This is a genomic window from Deinococcus hopiensis KR-140, assembly GCF_900176165.1.
Lineage (GTDB): Bacteria > Deinococcota > Deinococci > Deinococcales > Deinococcaceae > Deinococcus > Deinococcus hopiensis.
On the sequence record NZ_FWWU01000009.1, the window covers coordinates 1,980,700 to 1,997,758 of the forward strand.

At 64.9% G+C, this 17,059-nt stretch carries 14 protein-coding genes, 1 tRNA gene and 1 pseudogene; 4 read left to right on the plus strand and 12 right to left on the minus strand.

Annotated elements, in window-relative coordinates; all coding sequences use genetic code 11:
* The first annotated feature begins 1 nt into the window (after position 1).
* Together B9A95_RS35645 and B9A95_RS35650 are read left to right on the plus strand one after the other, a co-directional pair.
* Positions 2–184 carry a hypothetical protein gene (locus B9A95_RS35645; protein ID WP_245808548.1) on the plus strand — a complete coding sequence of 61 codons (183 nt, stop codon included), beginning with the start codon at positions 2–4 and terminating at the stop codon, positions 182–184.
* Between the two features lie 103 nt (positions 185–287).
* Positions 288–458 (plus strand): annotated as a pseudogene (locus B9A95_RS35650) (zinc ribbon domain-containing protein); the annotation flags it as partial.
* Between the two features lie 148 nt (positions 459–606).
* Here the strand turns inward: B9A95_RS35650 and B9A95_RS23140 are convergent.
* Positions 607–912, minus strand: a complete 306-nt coding sequence (locus B9A95_RS23140) for a hypothetical protein (protein WP_084049425.1) — start codon at positions 910–912, stop codon at positions 607–609.
* Between the two features lie 303 nt (positions 913–1,215).
* On the opposite strand from B9A95_RS23140, the gene metH reads away from it, so the two are divergent.
* Both metH and B9A95_RS23150 read left to right on the plus strand, forming a co-directional pair.
* Positions 1,216–5,001, plus strand: coding sequence for a methionine synthase (gene metH, locus B9A95_RS23145; RefSeq protein ID WP_084049426.1), 3,786 nt, complete (start codon positions 1,216–1,218; stop codon positions 4,999–5,001).
* The gene (locus B9A95_RS23150; protein WP_084049427.1) at positions 4,998–5,738 is read left to right on the plus strand and encodes a methylenetetrahydrofolate reductase; all 741 of its coding nucleotides are present in this window, start codon (positions 4,998–5,000) and stop codon (positions 5,736–5,738) included. The genes metH and B9A95_RS23150 overlap by 4 nt, the downstream gene beginning before the upstream one ends.
* Positions 5,739–5,981: 243 nt before the next feature.
* On the opposite strand, the gene B9A95_RS23155 is transcribed toward B9A95_RS23150, so the two are convergent.
* The 11 genes from B9A95_RS23155 to B9A95_RS34115 all read right to left on the minus strand — a co-directional run bounded on the left by B9A95_RS23155 (position 5,982) and on the right by B9A95_RS34115 (position 16,967).
* Positions 5,982–7,265 (minus strand): DUF4139 domain-containing protein, encoded by a 1,284-nt coding sequence (locus B9A95_RS23155; RefSeq protein ID WP_084049428.1) that lies wholly within the window; start codon positions 7,263–7,265, stop codon positions 5,982–5,984.
* Between the two features lie 140 nt (positions 7,266–7,405).
* Positions 7,406–8,431, minus strand: coding sequence for an ABC transporter ATP-binding protein (locus B9A95_RS23160; protein WP_084049429.1), 1,026 nt, complete (start codon positions 8,429–8,431; stop codon positions 7,406–7,408).
* Complete coding sequence (locus B9A95_RS23165; protein WP_084049430.1) at positions 8,428–9,474, minus strand: ABC transporter ATP-binding protein; 1,047 nt, start codon at positions 9,472–9,474, stop codon at positions 8,428–8,430. Before B9A95_RS23165 ends, B9A95_RS23160 begins: the two co-directional genes overlap by 4 nt.
* 141 nt (positions 9,475–9,615) lie before the next feature.
* A complete protein-coding gene (locus B9A95_RS23170; protein WP_084049431.1) occupies positions 9,616–10,758 on the minus strand; it encodes an ABC transporter permease in 1,143 nt (380 codons plus the stop codon).
* Between the two features lie 37 nt (positions 10,759–10,795).
* A complete protein-coding gene (locus B9A95_RS23175) occupies positions 10,796–11,779 on the minus strand; it encodes an ABC transporter permease (protein ID WP_139806957.1) in 984 nt (327 codons plus the stop codon).
* 86 nt (positions 11,780–11,865) lie between these two features.
* Positions 11,866–13,656 carry an ABC transporter substrate-binding protein gene (locus B9A95_RS23180; protein WP_084049433.1) on the minus strand — a complete coding sequence of 597 codons (1,791 nt, stop codon included), beginning with the start codon at positions 13,654–13,656 and terminating at the stop codon, positions 11,866–11,868.
* A 271-nt stretch (positions 13,657–13,927) separates the two neighbouring features.
* Complete coding sequence (gene secG, locus B9A95_RS23185) at positions 13,928–14,149, minus strand: preprotein translocase subunit SecG (RefSeq protein ID WP_084049434.1); 222 nt, start codon at positions 14,147–14,149, stop codon at positions 13,928–13,930.
* Positions 14,150–14,440: 291 nt separating this feature from the next.
* Positions 14,441–14,523 (minus strand) — tRNA-Leu (locus B9A95_RS23190).
* Positions 14,524–14,611: 88 nt separating this feature from the next.
* Positions 14,612–15,865, minus strand: a complete 1,254-nt coding sequence (gene purD / locus B9A95_RS23195) for a phosphoribosylamine--glycine ligase (RefSeq protein WP_084049435.1) — start codon at positions 15,863–15,865, stop codon at positions 14,612–14,614.
* The gene (locus B9A95_RS23200) at positions 15,865–16,797 is read right to left on the minus strand and encodes an MBL fold metallo-hydrolase (RefSeq protein WP_245808449.1); all 933 of its coding nucleotides are present in this window, start codon (positions 16,795–16,797) and stop codon (positions 15,865–15,867) included. The genes purD and B9A95_RS23200 overlap by 1 nt, the downstream gene beginning before the upstream one ends.
* The gene (locus tag B9A95_RS34115; protein WP_170928758.1) at positions 16,794–16,967 is read right to left on the minus strand and encodes a hypothetical protein; all 174 of its coding nucleotides are present in this window, start codon (positions 16,965–16,967) and stop codon (positions 16,794–16,796) included. The genes B9A95_RS23200 and B9A95_RS34115 overlap by 4 nt, the downstream gene beginning before the upstream one ends.
* Between the last annotated feature and the right edge of the window lie 92 nt (positions 16,968–17,059).

The following is a 17,059-nucleotide window of genomic DNA, read 5'->3' on the forward strand; positions in this document are numbered from 1 at the left end:
GGTGGGGATAGATGTCGGGACGACGTGGTTCTATACGACCTCGGATGGCGAGTTCTGCGAAAACCACACACTCTTTCAAGCCAGCAGCAAGAAACTCCGGGTCGCGCAACGCTCCCTCGCTCGCAAGCCGAACAAGCGAAGCAACAGGCGCAGGAAGGCCAGGGAGCGCGCCGCCCAGCTGTAGCGCAAGACGGCGCAGCCAACGGCTCCAATTGCACGGCGAAGAGGCGAAGAAGCTCGTTTCGCAGCCCGACCTCATCTGCCACGAAGACCTGAACGTGAAGGGGATGGCCCAGGGCAGCCTGAGCAAGCAGATCCACGACGTGGGTTGGGCGCTCCTCGCTTCCAAGGCAGAATGGGCCGGGAAACGAGTTGTCGCCGTAGGTCCGAGGTACACCTCTTTGCCGTGCTGCGCGTGCGGCCACACCGGGCGGGGAAACCGGAGGGGGCAGGCGAACTTCAGATGTCTGAGTTGCGGGCACGCCGGGAATGCGGATGTGAACGCGGCGAAGGACATCCTGGCGCAGGGACTGCGCTTCGTGGCAGGGCGTACTTCACTAAAAGACGCGTGCCACGGTAAGCCCCGACATGAAGGTCTGGGGTCGTTCACAACACCTCCACCTCCTGAGCCCGCAGCACCAGGGCGTCTTGCCGAAACTCCAGCCGCAGCGCCTCACGGTACTCGCGCCACCACGGCCGGTCCAGTTCCTCCACCATCACCTCGTAGACCACCACGTCGTCGCGCACGGTTTCCTCACCGTCTTTCCACAGGCCAGCTGCCGGGGCGCGCACATAGGCGGTCAGGCCGCCGAAGCGCTCGGTGAGCAGCTGGCGGATGGGCACGTACTGCTCGGGACCGAACGGCTGGCCCGCGTTGTCATACACGGGCAGCAGAAGCTGGACGAGGTGCATTCAGCCAGTATCCACCCTTGTCTGTCCCTGCTGACGTTTTGCCCGCCGTGCCCGCGCTAGACTCGTGGGCATCGTGCCCCCTGGCACGGTCATCCTGAGCGCCCGAGGGAATTTCAGACCCCCGTGACGGCGCGGCAACCGGCCCCCATCGCGGCACGGTGCCCGGTCTGAAAGGCCCCGTGAGGGACGCGCCGACGATGGCGCGGGCGCGGGGAACGATGGCCCAGAGGCGGCGCTTAGGCGTACACGAAGGATTCAGGGCTGCCCCAATGGCAGCCTCTTTTTGCAACCGGGGTGAGGGACATGGCGGCAAACACAAACGATATTCGCGCACATGCGAACGAAAGAATTCTGGTCCTGGACGGAGCATGGGGCACCATGCTCCAGCGCGCGGAGTTGACCGAAGGCGATTTCCGCTGGGACGGAGCGGACCCCCTGCGGATGTACCGGGGCAACTTCGACCTGCTGCAACTGACGCGGCCCGCCGTGATTCGGGACGTTCACCGCGCCTATTTTGAGGCCGGAGCCGACATCGCCTCCACGAATACCTTCAACAGCACCACAATCTCCCAGGCCGACTACGGCACCGAGCACCTTGCCCGCGCCATGAACGAGGCCGGGGCCAGGCTGGCCCGCGAAGTGGCCGACGAGTTTACCGCCCGCGACGGCAGACCTCGCTGGGTGGCCGGGTCTGTGGGACCGACGAACCGCACAGCCACCCTCTCGCCCGACGTGGAGCGGCCCGAGTTCCGCAACGTGACCTTCGACGATCTGGTGGCGGCTTACGTAGAGCAGGTGGAAGGGCTGATTGCGGGCGGCGCGGACCTAATTCTGATTGAGACGGTGTTCGATACGCTGAACGCGAAAGCGGCCCTCTTCGCCTGTGAGGAAGCCTTCGTCAGCACGGGCAAGGCGCTGCCCATCATGCTGTCGGGCACCATCACCGACGCTTCTGGGCGGACGCTAAGCGGGCAGACGCCCGAAGCGTTCGTTATCAGCACCGAGCACGCGAACCTCTTCAGTGTGGGCCTGAACTGTGCGCTGGGTGCGGACCTGCTGCGGCCCCACCTGCGCGCCATCGCGGCGAACGCGGAGACATTGGTGTCGGTTCATCCCAACGCGGGCCTGCCCAATGCCTTCGGGGAGTACGACGAGACGCCCGAATATACGGCGGCGGTGCTGCGCTCCTTTGCCGAGGAAGGGCTGGTCAACATCGTGGGCGGCTGTTGCGGCACCACGCCCGAACATATTCGCGCGATTGTGGACGCTATGGCGGGGCTGCCTCCTCGCACGACCCCCACACTTCCGCCCTACCTGCGCCTCAGCGGGCTGGAAGCGTTTACCGTCACGCCGGAAACCAACTTCGTGAACGTGGGCGAGCGGACCAACGTGACGGGCAGCCCGAAGTTTTCCAAGGCTATCCTCGCGGGCGACTACGACGCAGGGCTGAAAATTGCTCGGCAACAGGTGCAAAACGGCGCGCAACTCGTGGACGTGAACTTCGACGAGGGCATGCTGGACGGTGAGGCCGCGATGGTCAAGTTTCTGAACCTCCTCGCCGGAGAACCCGACATCTCGCGCGTGCCGCTGATGCTCGATTCCTCCAAGTGGGAGATTCTGGAAGCGGGCCTCAAGCGGGTGCAGGGCAAGGCCGTGGTGAACTCAATTTCCCTCAAGGACGGGGAAGCGACGTTTCTGGAGCGGGCGCGGCTGCTGCGGCGCTACGGAGCAGCCGCGGTGGTCATGGCCTTCGATGAGCACGGCCAGGCGGACAATCTGGAGCGCCGCCAGGAAATCACCGCCCGCGCCTACCGCCTGCTGACCCAGGAAGCGGGTTTTGCGCCCCAGGACATCATCTTCGATCCCAACGTGTTGACCGTGGCGACAGGCATGGAAGAGCACGACCGCTACGCGCTGGACTTTATCGAGGCCACGCGCTGGATCAAGGCCAGTCTGCCGGGAGCACTGGTGTCGGGCGGGATTTCCAACGTCTCCTTCTCCTTCCGCGGCAACAACCATGTGCGCGAGGCGATGCACGCCGTCTTCCTGTACCACGCCATCCGCGCCGGTCTGGACATGGGCATCGTGAATGCGGGGATGCTCGCCGTCTACGAGGACATCGAGCCCGAACTGCGCGAGGCCGTGGAGGACGTGATCCTGGCCCGCAGGTCCGATGCCACAGAACGCCTGATCACGCTGGCCGAGAGCTACAAGAGCGTGAAGCGCGAGGCGACCGCCCAGAGCGCGTGGCGTGACCAACCCGTCGCCGATCGCCTGAAGCACGCCCTCGTATCGGGCATTACCGATCACGTGGTAGAGGACGCCGAGGAAGCCTATCAACTCCTCGGCTCGCCGCTGGCCGTAATCGAGGGCCCACTGATGGACGGCATGAACGTGGTGGGGGACCTTTTCGGGGCCGGAAAGATGTTCCTGCCGCAGGTGGTCAAGTCCGCGCGGGTGATGAAGCGGGCGGTGGCGCACCTCACCCCCTACCTGGAAGCCCAGAAAGCGGCGGGCGAGGGCGGCGGCAAGGGCAAGGTTTTGCTGGCCACGGTGAAGGGCGACGTCCACGACATCGGCAAGAACATCGTGGGCGTGGTGCTGGCCTGCAACGGCTATGAGGTCACGGATCTGGGCGTGATGGTGCCCACCGAGAAGATTCTGGACACGGCGCGCGAGATGAACGCGGACGTGATTGGACTGTCGGGCCTGATTACCCCCAGCCTCGACGAGATGGTGAACGTGGCCCGCGAGATGACGCGGCGGGGCGTGAAAACCCCGCTGCTGATTGGCGGCGCGACGACCAGCCGGGCGCACACAGCGGTCAAGATCGACCCGGCATACGACGGCGTGGTGGTCCACGTGCTGGACGCCAGCCGCGCGGTCGGCGTGGTGAACGATCTGCTGACGCAACCGGAAGTGTTGCGTGAGCGTACCCGTACCGAATACGCCGCCCTGCGCGCACGCCACGGCGAGCGTCAAGTCCGGTTGATTCCCCTGGCCGAGGCGCGCGCCCGTGCCCCCCGCCTCTCCCCCGCCCTGCCGCCTGCCCCCCGCGAGCCGGGCCGCCAGGTCATCGAACAGCCCATCGCAGGACTGCTGGACTACATCGACTGGACGCCCTTCTTCATCGCCTGGGAGATGAAGGGGATTTACCCCAACATTCTGACTGATCCCCTGCGCGGCCCGGAAGCGCGGCGGCTCTTCGACGATGCCCAGACCCTGCTGCGGCGCGCCGTGGACGAGGGGCTACTCACGGCACGCGGCGTGATCGGCCTGTGGCCCGCGCGGCGGGAAGGGGACGACATCGTGGTGGAACCGGCGGAACACACCGACACCCTGGACCACGAGACGCACGAACTGGCGGCGGGGCGGCTGCATTCACCGCAAGTCGCCCGCCTCCACACCCTGCGGCAGCAGCGGGACCAGCCCACGCCCAACACAGCACTGGCCGACTTTGTCGCCCTACGCGGTGATCACGTTGGGGCTTTCGCCGTCGCCATCCACGGCGCGGAAGAGCTGGCGCGGGCGTTCGAGGCCGAACACGACGATTACAGCGCCATCATGATCAAGGCGCTGGCGGACCGACTGGCCGAAGCCTTCGCTGAAAAGCTCCACCGTGACGTGCGCGTGCGCCACTGGGGCTACGCACCGGAAGAGGCGCTGGGCAACGACGACCTGATCAAGGAGCGCTACGCCGGCATTCGCCCCGCCCCCGGTTATCCGGCCCAGCCCGACCACACCGAGAAGCGAACGCTGTTTCAGTTGCTGGGGGCCGAAGACGTGGGCCTCTCACTCACCGAATCCTGCGCCATGTCCCCCGCCGCTGCCGTCTCCGGCCTGTACTTCGCCCACCCCGAGGCCCGCTACTTCGCGGTGGGCCGCATTGGCCGCGATCAGGTGGAGGAATACGCGGCGCGCAAGGGCTGGACGCTTTCGGTTGCGGAGCGGTGGCTGGGACCAATGCTGGCGTATGACGCGGCGCAGGTGGCAGAGCGCCAGGAGCAGAAGGCAAAGAGCGAAGTTCCCCCCAAGCCCTCTGCGCTCGGCGCTCCGCCCTCTGCGTCCGCCGTGGGCGGTGGGCAATGACCCGCGTTTCCATTGAGCTCGTCCCCCGCAGCCGCTCAGGCCTGCGCGCCGAATTGGAGGCAGTGGGGCGGCACCTGCCGGGTGTGGATACCGTCAACGTGGTGGACCTGACGCGCTACTCGACGCGCTCCTGGCACGGCTGCGCGCTGGCTCGCCCCCACCACCGCGCGATTCCCCACATACGTGCCGTCGATCTCAATCCCGCTGAGCCTCTGCCCATGGTGGAGGTGCTGGAAGCGTCTGGCATTGATGAGGTGCTGATAATCACCGGAGACGCCCCCGCGGACATGAGCGCCAAGGTGTACGACGTAGACGCTATCCGGGCCATCCGCCGGTTTCGCCGGGAAGCGCCGCACATCAAGGTATACGCGGGCCTGGACCCCTACCGCCAGAGCTTTGCCCGCGAACGCGATTACCTGGAGCGCAAACTGGAGGCCGGAGCAGTGGGCTTTTTCACCCAGCCCTTCTTCGACCTCCGTCTGATGGACGCCTACGCCGACCTGATCCCGGAACATGCCGAGATGTGGTGGGGCGCAACCACGGTCCTCACACCCAGTTCGCTGAATTACTGGCGTGCCAGGAACCACGCGGTCTTTCCCCGCTCGTTCGAGCCGACTTTGGAGTGGAACCGTACCTTCGCTGCCCAGACCCTCGCCTTTGCCCGCGAGCGCAGTCACCACGCCTATTTCATGCCCGTGAAGGCCGACGCGAGGGAGTATCTGGAGGGGATCGTTTAGCCGATTTACTCAGGAAAATGCCGTCTACGCCAAATGCCGTAAAACGTAAAGCCAGAACAAATCGCCTGCCCAGGCGCTGATAAATTACGGCCATCTCAGCGACAGGAGGTCAACCACTTGAGTAAATCTGACGCGCATACCTCCCCGACCACCGGGGTTCGGTCCTAACCAAAGTCCTTTCGGGGGCAGGCCAGAGCAATCTGGCCTGCCCTCTTTCTTTGTTCCTACCAAGAAGGCCCTCTGCTAGCTGTTGTCCACCACCACCGTGAAGCCCTTGCTCGCCTTGCCGCCTGCGGGCACATCCACCCGCAGTTCGGCCTGGGCCTGGTTCTGACGGGCAGGAGCCGCATCGATGACGATGCGTCGGCCCCCCACCGTTTCCGTCACTTCGGCCCGGACAGGGCGGTCCTTGCTGCTCTCGAACGTGTAGGTGACCTTGTACGTCGTCTTGACCACGTTGCCCTTGCTGTCCTTCTCGCTGCCCACAAGTTGCGCGGTGCGGCTGTAGCGCACGTCGGGATCGTTGCCCAGGGAGAACTCGACCTCCGCGCCCTTGGCCGTCTCGGAGACGTTCGTCTGGCCCACGATGCGGCCTTCCTCGCGCACCGTCAGGGGACCGCCGGGCAGGCGCTCGCCGGCCTTGAAGCGGTAGAAGCGGCTCATGGTGCCCGACGCGTTCTGGGGCGTGAAATAGGTGTTGAGGCCCGCGTACCGCTCGAAGGAGGTCAGCTTGGGCGTGATGAAGGGCAGCGTAACCACCGCGTTGGCGGGCAGGGTAAACGGCGTGGAGAGGGCGTAACGGTAGAGGCCGCGCAGCTCGCCCAGGGAGTTGATTTTGGGGGCTGAAGTGGCGAAACCCGCCGCGTCTGCAGCTTCCGCCCGCACCAGCGGCATGGGGACAGGCTGCGGCGAACCCTGCACGTCCACATCCCCCGCGTACAATTCTGTGCCCTTCACGTCGTAGGGCAGCTCGGTGCCGTTGCGGATATCCGCCAGGGCCGAGAGCTGCGCCCCTCCCGTACTGGCCTTCAGCGTGTAGCGCGGGGACCACGTAACGGCGCGGGTGAGGTACGACAGGGTGCCCGCGCCCGCCTGCGGCAGCGTGAAGGTGAGGCTCTGCACCGGCGACTGCGGATTGACGGGCGGCAGCACATCGAAGCTGAGGTCCTCAAAGCGTACGGTGCGGTAGCGCCCGGCAGCGTCTTTGACGAGCAGATCACGTGCCCGCACCAGCGTCACCGCTTCGGCCCCTTCGCCCTCGCGCCTCAGGTACACCGCCTTGCCCTCCAGCGAGGCGAGCCAGGTGGCTTCCAGCCGCTGCACCGCGCTGGAAAAGGCCAGCCCATCCAGATCCAGTGTGCCCGGAATAATACCCGCCCATGCGGCTTCCGGCAAAGTCACGGTGAGGGTAGTGCCGCTCGCCCGCACCGGCTCGCGCACCTCGGCGAAGCTGGGGTAAATCCGCAAGTCCGCCGCCGAAGCCGTGCCGAGGGCCAGGACGAACGCTGCCGTCAGAAATCTCTTCATGGCTGCCAGCTTGCGCCCGGGTTGCTGATGAAGTGTGAGAGTCACACCTTTCGTCAGAGGTCCGTCAGACACAGCAAAAAGCCCCCGTATGAAGCGGGGGCTTTCCGACTGCGGGGGGTTGATCGCCAGCGAACGGCCGCCTAAAGAATGTCGTCCCGGATGCACGCCTTGAAGTGCCCCGGCGCGACCTCGCGCAACTCGGGCACAATACGGGCGCAGTCGTCCACGGCATATCGGCAGCGGGTGCGGAAGACGCAGCCACTGGGCGGATTGATCGGGCTGGGAATGTCGCCTTCCAGAATGATGCGCTGGCGCTTGACCGTAGGATCGGGAATGGGCGCGGCCGAAAGCAGCGCTTCGGTGTAGGGGTGCTTGGGGTTGTTGTTCAGCTCGCGGCTGGGCGCGATTTCCATCACGCGGCCCAGATACATCACGATGATGCGGTCGCAGATGTACTCCACCACCGCGAGGTCGTGCGCGATGAACAGCACCGTCAGGCCCAGTTCTTCCTGCAGGTCCTGCAGCAGGTTCACCACCTGCGCCTGAATGGACACGTCCAGCGCCGAGACCGGCTCGTCGGCCACAATAAAGGAGGGATCCACCGCCAGCGCGCGCGCAATGCCGATGCGCTGACGCTGCCCCCCAGAAAACTCGTGCGGGTAGCGGCGCATGTGCTCGGGGCGCAGACCCACCTTTTCCAGCAGCTCGGCGATGCGCTCCACGCGCGCCTTACCGGGGTGCAGATTATGAATCTGCATGGCCTCGCCGATGATGTCGCTGACCGTCATGCGCGGGTTGAGCGAAGCGAAGGGGTCCTGGAAGATGATCTGCATCTCCCGGCGGTAGTCGCGCATCTGGCCCTTGGAGAGCTTGGTGATGTCGGTGCCGTTGAAGATCACCTGCCCCCCCGTGGGCTCGATCAGGCGCAGGATGGCGCGCCCGGCCGTGGTCTTGCCCGAGCCGGATTCACCCACCAGGCCCACCACTTCGCCCTTGGCGAGTTTGAAGGACACGTCGTTGACGGCCTTCACATTGCCCACCACCCTGGACAGCAGTCCGCCCCGGATAGGGAAGAACTTCTCCAGGTTTTGTACGTCCAGCAGCGTCTCGCCCATCGGGGCGGTCATGCGCCCCGGAGCGGCTGCCGTTCTCGTCACTGCCGTCATGCGGTCACCTCGTGCTGGGCCATCTCGAACTCCTGCCAGCGGATACAACGCGCCGTATGGCCGCCGCCCGTATCAAACAGCGGGGGCACGGCCTCGCGGCACGCCTCGACCGCGAACTTACACCGGGGCTCAAAGGAGCAGCCCTGCGGCAGGTTCAGCGGGTTGGGCACGTTGCCGGGAATGGCCTCCAGACGCTGCTTGGGTTGCCCGGGCTCGCGGACGTGCTCGCCGGGGCGGGGAATAGAGTTGAGCAGCCCCATGGTGTAGGGGTGGCGGGGCGCCTTGAAAATCTCCACCACGTCGCCCTCCTCCACCACGCGCCCGCCGTACATCACGACCACGCGGTCCGCCATCTCGGCCACCACACCGAGGTTGTGGGTAATAAAGAGGATGCTCATACCGATCTCGCGCTGGAGTTTGCGCATCAGGTCCAGAATCTGGGCCTGGATGGTCACGTCAAGCGCTGTGGTGGGCTCGTCGGCAATCAAGAGGGCCGGGTTACACGAGAGGGCCATGGCGATCATGACGCGCTGGCGCATGCCGCCCGACATCTGGTGCGGGTACTCGTGAACACGCTTTTCGGGCGCGGGGATGCCGACGAGGCGCAGCATCTCGGTCGCCACACCCATGGCGTCCTTTTTGTTCTTGCCCTGGTGGAGCATGACGGCCTCGGCGATCTGGTCGCCGACCGTATACACCGGGTTCAGGCTGGTCATGGGCTCCTGGAAGATCATCGAGATATCGTTGCCGCGAATGCGGCGCATCTCGGCTTCCGGCAGGGTCACCAGGTTCTTCTGCTTGCCGTCCTTGCCGGTGAACAGGACCTCACCGTCCACGATCTGGCCAGGCGGCATGGGAATCAGGCGCATGATGCTGAGGCTGGTCACGCTCTTGCCTGAGCCGGATTCGCCCACCACGGCGAGCGTTTCGCCCTTGTTGAGGTGGAAGGTCACGCCGTCCACGCTTTTTACCACGCCGTCGTCGGTGTTGAAGTAGGTCTTCAACCCGTTGACGGCGAGCAGTACCTCACCCTGATGGGTCATCTTTCCTCCATATGCTGCTGACTGCGGAACACGCGCTCCATCATACAAGGCCGGTTGTGTGGACAGGTCACGTTCCTGGCCTCCACCCCCATTTCGGCCCGGCCTGCCCTCCATGCTGGACAGACCGGGCGGGAGCCGGACTCAGCGGCGGCGGCGCGGATCGAAGGCGTCGCGCAGGCCGTCGCCCACAAACTGCCAGCCCAGCACGGCCAACATGATAAACACACCGGGAATCAGGGTCCAGGGCCGGGCATCGAGGCTCTCGAAGCCGCCCTTCTGCGCCAGACCCAGCAGGCTTCCCCAGGACGCGTACGGCTCCACGATGCCGATACCGATAAAGCTCAGGCCGCTCTCGCCCAGGATGAAGCCGGGAATGGCGAGCGACAGCGAGATGATGATGTACGTCGCGGTGCTGGGCAGCAGGTGCTTGGCGATGATGCGGCTGTCCGACGCCCCAAGCGCGGTGGCCGCCTGCACAAAGTCCTGCTCGCGCACCGACAGGATCTGACCGCGCACGATCCGCGCCAGACCGCCCCACCCAATAAAGGCCAGAATCGCGATTACCAGGTAAAACACCAGGATTGGATTGGCGTTGAGCGGAAACAACGCCCGCAGGGTGATCAGCAGGAAAAGATCCGGAATCGCCGAGAGCACCTCAACGAGGCGCATGATGACCGTATCGGCCAGACCTCGGAAGTATCCCGCGACGCCTCCCATGATGAGGCCGAAGACGAGGGTGAGCACCGAGGCGATAATGCCGATGCTGAGGCTGATTTGCGAACCGTACATGATGCGTGAGAACTGGTCGCGCCCGTAGTCGTCGCTCCCCCACAGGTACAGCTTGCAGGGCGCGTCCACGCTGAACAGTTTCAGGCTGGTCGGAATGACCCCCAAAAAGCGGTAGGTGCGGCCCTCCACGCCGGGGTGCGTCTGGAAGAATTTGACCGGGCACGCAACGGACTTGTCCTCCACATACTTGTCCCGGAACGTTTCCATGTCGATGTCGCGTTTGAGACCATAGACGTGGGGCCCGAAATGCCCCTTGTCGTCACGCCAGTGGATGGGCGTGGGCGGCGCCCAACTGATGCGCTCGGTCGTGCTGTATTCCGCCAGACCGTACGGAGCCAGGAATCCCGCGAGGAGGGCCATCAGGTACAGCAGGCCCAGCAGCGTCAGACCCATCCGGGCGAGGGGATTGCGCTTGAACTGCGTCCAGACGACGCTCCACTGACTCTGGGAGCGGGCCTTTGATTTGGGGACGGAAGTGGGGGCGGTGGTGGTCACGGCGTCTCCTTGCGCAGGGGGAACAGACTGGGCACGTTCAGTAGTACCGGATTCTGGGATCGATGACGGACAGCAGCACGTCGGAAATCAGGTTGCCCACCAGGTACAGCAGCGTGGCGATGGCCGTTACCGACTGCAGAATGTAAATGTCCTGGTTGCCCAGCGCCGTGAGCTGAAGGGGCGTCAGGCCCGGCCAGTTGAAGACCACCTCCAGAAATCCAGCGCCAGCGATCAAGGCGGGCAGCAGGCCACCGAGACCAGCAATAAGGGGAATCAGCGCGGTGCGCAGGGCATGCTTGTACACCACCCGGTTTTCCGCCACACCCTTGGCCCTCGCCGTCCGCACGTAGTCCTGTCCCAGCACCTCCAGCATTTGCCCGCGCAGGAACCGGCTCTCCCCACTGATTCCGCGAAGCACCAGGATGATGCTGGGAGCCAGCGCGTGAATGAAAACGTCCCAGACCGAGCGCCACCAGGGCAGGTCTGGTCCAAGTTTGCTGCTCGTCTTGTTGCCGAGCGGCATGTCCCAACCGAAGTTCTGCTGCAACTTTAGCATGGCCCAGATCACGAGCAGGGCGAAAAAGAAGCTGGGAATTCCCAGGAACATATAGGACAGAAAGGAAAACACCTTGTCTCCGGTGCTGTAAGGGCGAACAGCGCTGTAGACCCCGATGGGAATCGAGACGGCGTAATGCAGGACAGTCCCGATAAACACCAGAATCAGGCTGTTCATAAACGGATCGAAGAGCACTTCAGATACTGGGCGCTTGTATTGAAACGACTCGCCCAGGTTTCCCACCATAAAGTTCTTCAACCAGAGCGCGTACTGCGTCAGCAGAGGCTTGTCCAGGCCGAATTGCTGCCGCAGCCGCTCTACCGTTTCCGGACGGACAGAGGGGTTCTCTTTTAACTGGGAAAGGAAATCGCCGGGGGCCAGCTGCACGATCAGAAACGCGAGCAACGTGGCGAGCAGGAATGTGGGGATAAATTGCAGGATGCGGCGAAAGACGTACTGAAGCACAGCTACCTCATTCAGCGGAAGAGGGGCGCGGGGCCTGTTGGCCCCGCGCCCCAGCGTGTCAAGCTTGCAGCGCTGGCGGGAATACCTTAGCGCTTGACCCAGGTCAGCTCGATGGTGCGCGGCCCGAAGAGCGTCCCCGCATTCAGAGCGTTGATCGCCGGACGGGGCAGTTCACCCTGGGTCCGGTTGGTCCACGCAAAGTGGGCCGTCTGGGCCGCAAGCTGCACGTACGGCTGCTGCTCGGCCTCAATCCGCTGAATCTGAGCCGCAATCGCCTTACGGCCGGCGAGGTCAAACGTCGAGCGCCCCTTCCAGTACAGGTTGATGGTCTGGGTCTCGAAGGGGAAGCGGCACTTGTTGCTCTGGTTGAACATGTGCAGGTTACCGCCGTCGGACAGGCCCTTACACTCGATCACGTTCGGACCGCTCACGGGGAAGACCTTGCCGCCGCCCGTCAGACCGATCAGGATGGCGTCAAAGTTGCGACGGCTGAAGTCCGCCTTCGCGTCGAGCATGTCGGTCATCTGGTTGAAGGCGATGGCGCTGACATTCACCTTCATGCCCACCTTCTTGGCCTCGTCCTGAATGATCTTGGCAAAGCCCTGACGGCGGGTGTTTTCCGCGTTTGTGACGAGCGTGAACTCCAGCTTGTTGCCCGCCTTGTCCATCAGGGTACCGTCCGCACCCTTCTTGTTAAAGCCCAACTGGGCGAGCAGCTTGGCCGCCGCCTGGGGGTTGTACTTGTACTTGTCGGCGCCGCTGGCCACCCAGTCCTTGTACACGGGGTACACGGCGGTGTAGGTGGGCTGACCCAGGCCGCCCAGCGTCAGGTCGACCATCGCGTCGCGGTTCACGATCATCGAGAAGGCCTGACGGAACTTGGCGTTGCTGAACAGCTTGCCCTTGAAGCTGGAGCTGTCGTCCATGTTGAAGACCACGAAGTCGCTGCTGGCGCGGGCGCTGGCGTTGGCGATCAGGTTGGCGTCGATCTTCTTGGCGTCGATGGCGGCCTTCACCTGCGCGAGACGGTCGCGGTTGTCGGGCGCGTAGACGTCGATGTTGCCGGCCAGGAACTGCGTGAGCTGGGCGTTCTGGTCCGCAACAACGTTGATCTGGAGGCCCTCGAGGTAGGGCAACGCCTTGCCCGCGCTGTCCTTGTTCCACTCGCCGAAGAAGGGATTGCGCTTCAGGATGGCGCGCTCACCGCGCTGATAGCGGTCGAGCATGAAGGGCCCGCTGACCACGACGTCCTTGGGGTCTGTACTGATGGTCCACATGTCCTTGACGCCCTGGGCACCCTTGCTTTTGAACACAGGCATAAACACGTGGGTGGGTTCGGGCTCGAAGCCCACCAGGAATTCCAGCGCCGTCACGTCAGGCTTGGGAAACACCACCTTGATGGTGTCGTTGTCGACCTTGCTGACCTTGATGGGCTGGTCATTGATGAAAAAGCCGTCGTAGCTGTTGCTGCCCACATCCTTGTTGGTATGGATGGTGTAGCTCGTGATCCAGTCATCCGCGGTGATCGGCTTGCCGTCGCTCCACTTCATGCCGGGGCGGATATTCAGGGTGAAGGTGCGCTTGTCGGGCGACTGGGTGTAGGAGGACGCCATATAAGGGAAGTAGTCGTCCGAGATGGGGTCCTGGCCCAGCAGGGCTCCCCAGGAGCTGCCCGTCATAAAAGCAGGCAGGTTGGGGCTTTCCTTGCTCACGAAGGGATTCAGGGTCTTGAAGTCCTGAAGGTTGACGGTACGCAGGGTCCCGCCTGCCTGAACCTCACCGGGTTTGTTGGTGGTCCAGCTCGCGGGAAAGACAAACGGCGCGGCCAGGCTGCTGCCTAGCGTCATGGCGAGTGCAACGAACAGAGCTTTCTTCATGGTGCCTCCTGAATCGGGGATGTCCGTCCGCTCAGGCTGGGGCCTGAGAAAGGTCAAACATGCTATGTCGGGGTCCAGCGCCGCCACTATAAGTAAGCCATTTGAACCAGGTCAAGGCTGATGTCACACTCCTACGCGGCAGAAACGTTACGGATGCCAGCCGTCTTTGTCGACTGGAGCGGAAAATGGGCAGGGCCACCTCCCCGCCACGCCGAGAAAACAAAAAACCGCCTCGACGAACGAAGCGGTTCAGGCGGCGCGTGGAGGCAGTCTACGAAATTACACCGATCAAGAGCGCAAGCAGCATAAACAGACCGCCCAGCACGCTGGTGATGCGCACCAGGCCGCCCTCCACGCCACGCCCTCCGAGGAGCGAGCCGCCAGAGGCCATGCTGGCCGTCAGGCCCGCCTGCTTGGGCGTCTGCAGCAGCACGAAAAAGACAAGGCCCACGGCCACCAGGGCGAACAAAATGATAAACAGCGTCAGGATCATGGTTTTCCTTCGTGAAGCGCCTTGCGCTTGCGGAGTGGATTCATGGGACCTTCGGCCTCGTGGCGGGTCCCTCTCGGTCGCCACTATACACACCTGCATCAGCGTCCTGCGCGTTCCCGAACACCCAGTGTCCTACTCTTCGGGAGTTTCAGGTGCGTCCGGATGAGCTGGACGCTTCCTCTTGGCCCCTCTGCTTGCAGCTGGGCTGTGGCAGTTGGCGGTGATGAGGCGCCGGCAAGGAGCGGGCCGGCCCAACAGCCAAAAGCTCCTGCCGAAGCAGGAGCCTACCATTGGTGCCGAAGAGGGGACTCGAACCCCTACGGTTTCCCGCTCGATTTTGAGTCGAGTGCGTCTACCAATTCCGCCACTCCGGCCCTCTTCCCCGCCGCAACCGGCACGGCGCGAACTGGGGCGACGTGAATGCTAGCGCGCGGCGGGGCCCGGGTCAAACGGAGTTGGGAGTCAAACGGGCTGCGGCTCCGGCGAGGCCCCGATGCGGCCGCCCAGGTCGCGTCGAAGCTGGGCTCCCTCAAATTCGACCCGGTCCGCCAGTGCGTAGGCGCGCCCCAGCGCGGCATTCAGGGTGGGAGCAGTGGCGGTGACGGCCAGTACCCGCCCCCCATTGCTGACGAGCTGGCCCTCCTGCTCGGCTGTGCCCGCGTGGTAGATCACCTCACCTGCGCCCGTCTCGGGCAGGGTCAGGGGAATGCCCTTCCGGGGTTCGCCCGGATAACCGGGAGCGGCGAGAATCACGACGGCGCTGGCACCGTCTGCAAAGCGCACCTCCTGCGGGTCCAGGTTTCCACGGGCTGCAGCGAGCGCGTGCTGCGCGAGGTCCGATTCCAGCAGGGGCAGCACGGCCTCGGCCTCGGGGTCACCAAAGCGGGCGTTGAATTCCACCACCTTCGGTCCGGACGGGGTGAGCATCAGGCCCGCGTACAGCACCCCGGTAAAGGGCTGGCCCTCGGCGCGCATCCCTGCCAGGGTGGGCTCGATGATTTCGCGCCGAACCCGTTCCAGCTCACCCGCGTCCAGCGGAAAGGGGCAGATCACGCCCATTCCGCCCGTCATGGGGCCGGTATCGCCCTCGAAGATGGTCTTGTGGTCCTGACTGGGTGGAGTCAGGGCGTAGTGCGCGCCGTCAGTAAGGGCCAGGACCGTGACCTCCTGGCCGATCATGAACTCTTCGACAACCGCCTGGGATGCCTCCTGGGTGAAGATGTCGCGCAGGGCCGCTACCGCTTCCCCGTGGGTGTGGGCGATGGTCACGCCCTTGCCCGCACGCAGACCCGCGTCCTTGACCACCAGGGGGAGGGGCTGGTCAGCGGCGTAGGCCAGGGCCTCCTCCAAACCGCCGAAGCTGCGGTGCGCAGCGGTGGGAATGCCGTGCCTTCCCATAAACGCCTTGCTCCACGCCTTGTCGCCTTCCAGACGGGCGGCGGCGCGGGTGGGACCGAAGGCGGGAATACCCCGCTCCCGGCAAGCGTCTACGAGCCCGGCGGCGAGATACACTTCCGGACCGACGATCACGAGGTCCGCGCCCTCCCGCACCGCGAGGTCTGCCACCGAGGCGGCATCCTGGGGCCCCGCGAGAATACGGGCCTGGCCCGCGATGCCGGGGTTGCCCGGCGTGCACAGCACCTCGTGCCCGGCCCGCGCGCAGGCGTCCACGATGGCGTGTTCGCGGCCACCGCTGCCCACCACGAGCACGCGCATCACTGTCCTCCCCGCACGGCGGTCCGCCGCCAGTAGCGCGTCAGGCCCTGCACACTCATCCAAGGGGGCGAGGCGAACCCGAAACGTTCGGGCAGCTCGGGGGCTTCGGCGTGCAGTTCGTTCATCAGGACCTCGGTGAAGCGCTCGGTTAATTCTTCGGGGGCCTCGCCGCGTTCCAGGCCCTCTCGGACGCGTTCGGCATCTTCTTCCAGCCGGGCCAGTAGGCCGTCCCAGTGCGCCGCTTCCTGCGGATAGGCCCCGAAGTGGGTGGGATAGAGGGTTCGGGCATCCAGACCGCGCAGCAGGGCGACGCTGCCCCGCCACGCGGGCAGATCGATGTCGGGGGGTGGGGTGGGGGCGCGGGGCGTCTGCAGGGCGTCCAGACGGACGCCGCCCACATCGCCCACGAACAGGTCGTCACCAACGTGGTAGGCGAGGTGATGCACCGCGTGACCAGGGGTGGGCAACGGGCGGACGTCCAGGCGGCCCACACGCAGGGTACGGCCCTCCTCCGGCACGGTCAGGCGGTCGGCTGGGACGGGACGCATCTCGCCCCACAGCCGCTCCATCTGGTCTCCGTAGATCTGCCCAGCGCTCGCCATCAGGCGCTCGGGGCGGACGAGGTGCGGGGCTCCGCGTGCGTGAACGTACAGCCGCGCTTGGGGCACCCGTTCCAGCAGCGCGCCCGCCGCACCCGCGTGGTCGAGGTGAATGTGCGTGAGCAGCACGTGCCGCACATCGGCCAGAGACGCTCCCAGCTGCGCAAGACCCGCCTCCAGCGCGGGCAGCGTGGACCCCGGGCCCACATCTACCAGGGCCACACCGTCGCCACTGTCGAGCACGGGAACACCAATGACGCTGGGAACGTCCTGAAAGAGCAGGTCGATGACGGGCACCGCGCCAGCGCCGGGCGTGGAGGCGTCCCCACTCACGCGCTGCCCATCAGCCGCGCACCCGCGAGCAGGGCTGCCGCCGCGTACTGCACGAACGCGAAAGCGCGGATGACCCCGATATTCGCCGCCGTTTTCAACGGCCCCAGGGTCAGCCCCAGAATCAGGCTCGCGCTCAAGACGATTGCCACCACCACCAGCCACAGCACCATGGGGCCGAGTGTAGCAGGGGGGGTCAGACCCTTCCGAACAGCACCCTGGACGGATCCGCCGACTTTCAGATCAATCCCCTCTTCATCAGCCG

Excerpts from the sequence above, each read along its gene's own strand:
- metH (WP_084049426.1), top strand. The coding sequence starts at position 1,216 with ATGGCGGCAAACACAAACGATATTCGCGCACATGCGAACGAAAGAATT.
- B9A95_RS23160 (WP_084049429.1), bottom strand. The coding sequence starts at position 8,431 with ATGACGGCAGTGACGAGAACGGCAGCCGCTCCGGGGCGCATGACCGCC.
- purD (WP_084049435.1), bottom strand. The coding sequence starts at position 15,865 with ATGCGCGTGCTCGTGGTGGGCAGCGGTGGCCGCGAACACGCCATCGTG.
- B9A95_RS23165 (WP_084049430.1), bottom strand. The coding sequence starts at position 9,474 with ATGACCCATCAGGGTGAGGTACTGCTCGCCGTCAACGGGTTGAAGACC.
- secG (WP_084049434.1), bottom strand. The coding sequence starts at position 14,149 with ATGATCCTGACGCTGTTTATCATTTTGTTCGCCCTGGTGGCCGTGGGC.
- B9A95_RS23150 (WP_084049427.1), top strand. The coding sequence starts at position 4,998 with ATGACCCGCGTTTCCATTGAGCTCGTCCCCCGCAGCCGCTCAGGCCTG.
- B9A95_RS23140 (WP_084049425.1), bottom strand. The coding sequence starts at position 912 with ATGCACCTCGTCCAGCTTCTGCTGCCCGTGTATGACAACGCGGGCCAG.
- B9A95_RS34115 (WP_170928758.1), bottom strand. The coding sequence starts at position 16,967 with ATGGTGCTGTGGCTGGTGGTGGTGGCAATCGTCTTGAGCGCGAGCCTG.
- B9A95_RS23180 (WP_084049433.1), bottom strand. The coding sequence starts at position 13,656 with ATGAAGAAAGCTCTGTTCGTTGCACTCGCCATGACGCTAGGCAGCAGC.
- B9A95_RS23155 (WP_084049428.1), bottom strand. The coding sequence starts at position 7,265 with ATGAAGAGATTTCTGACGGCAGCGTTCGTCCTGGCCCTCGGCACGGCT.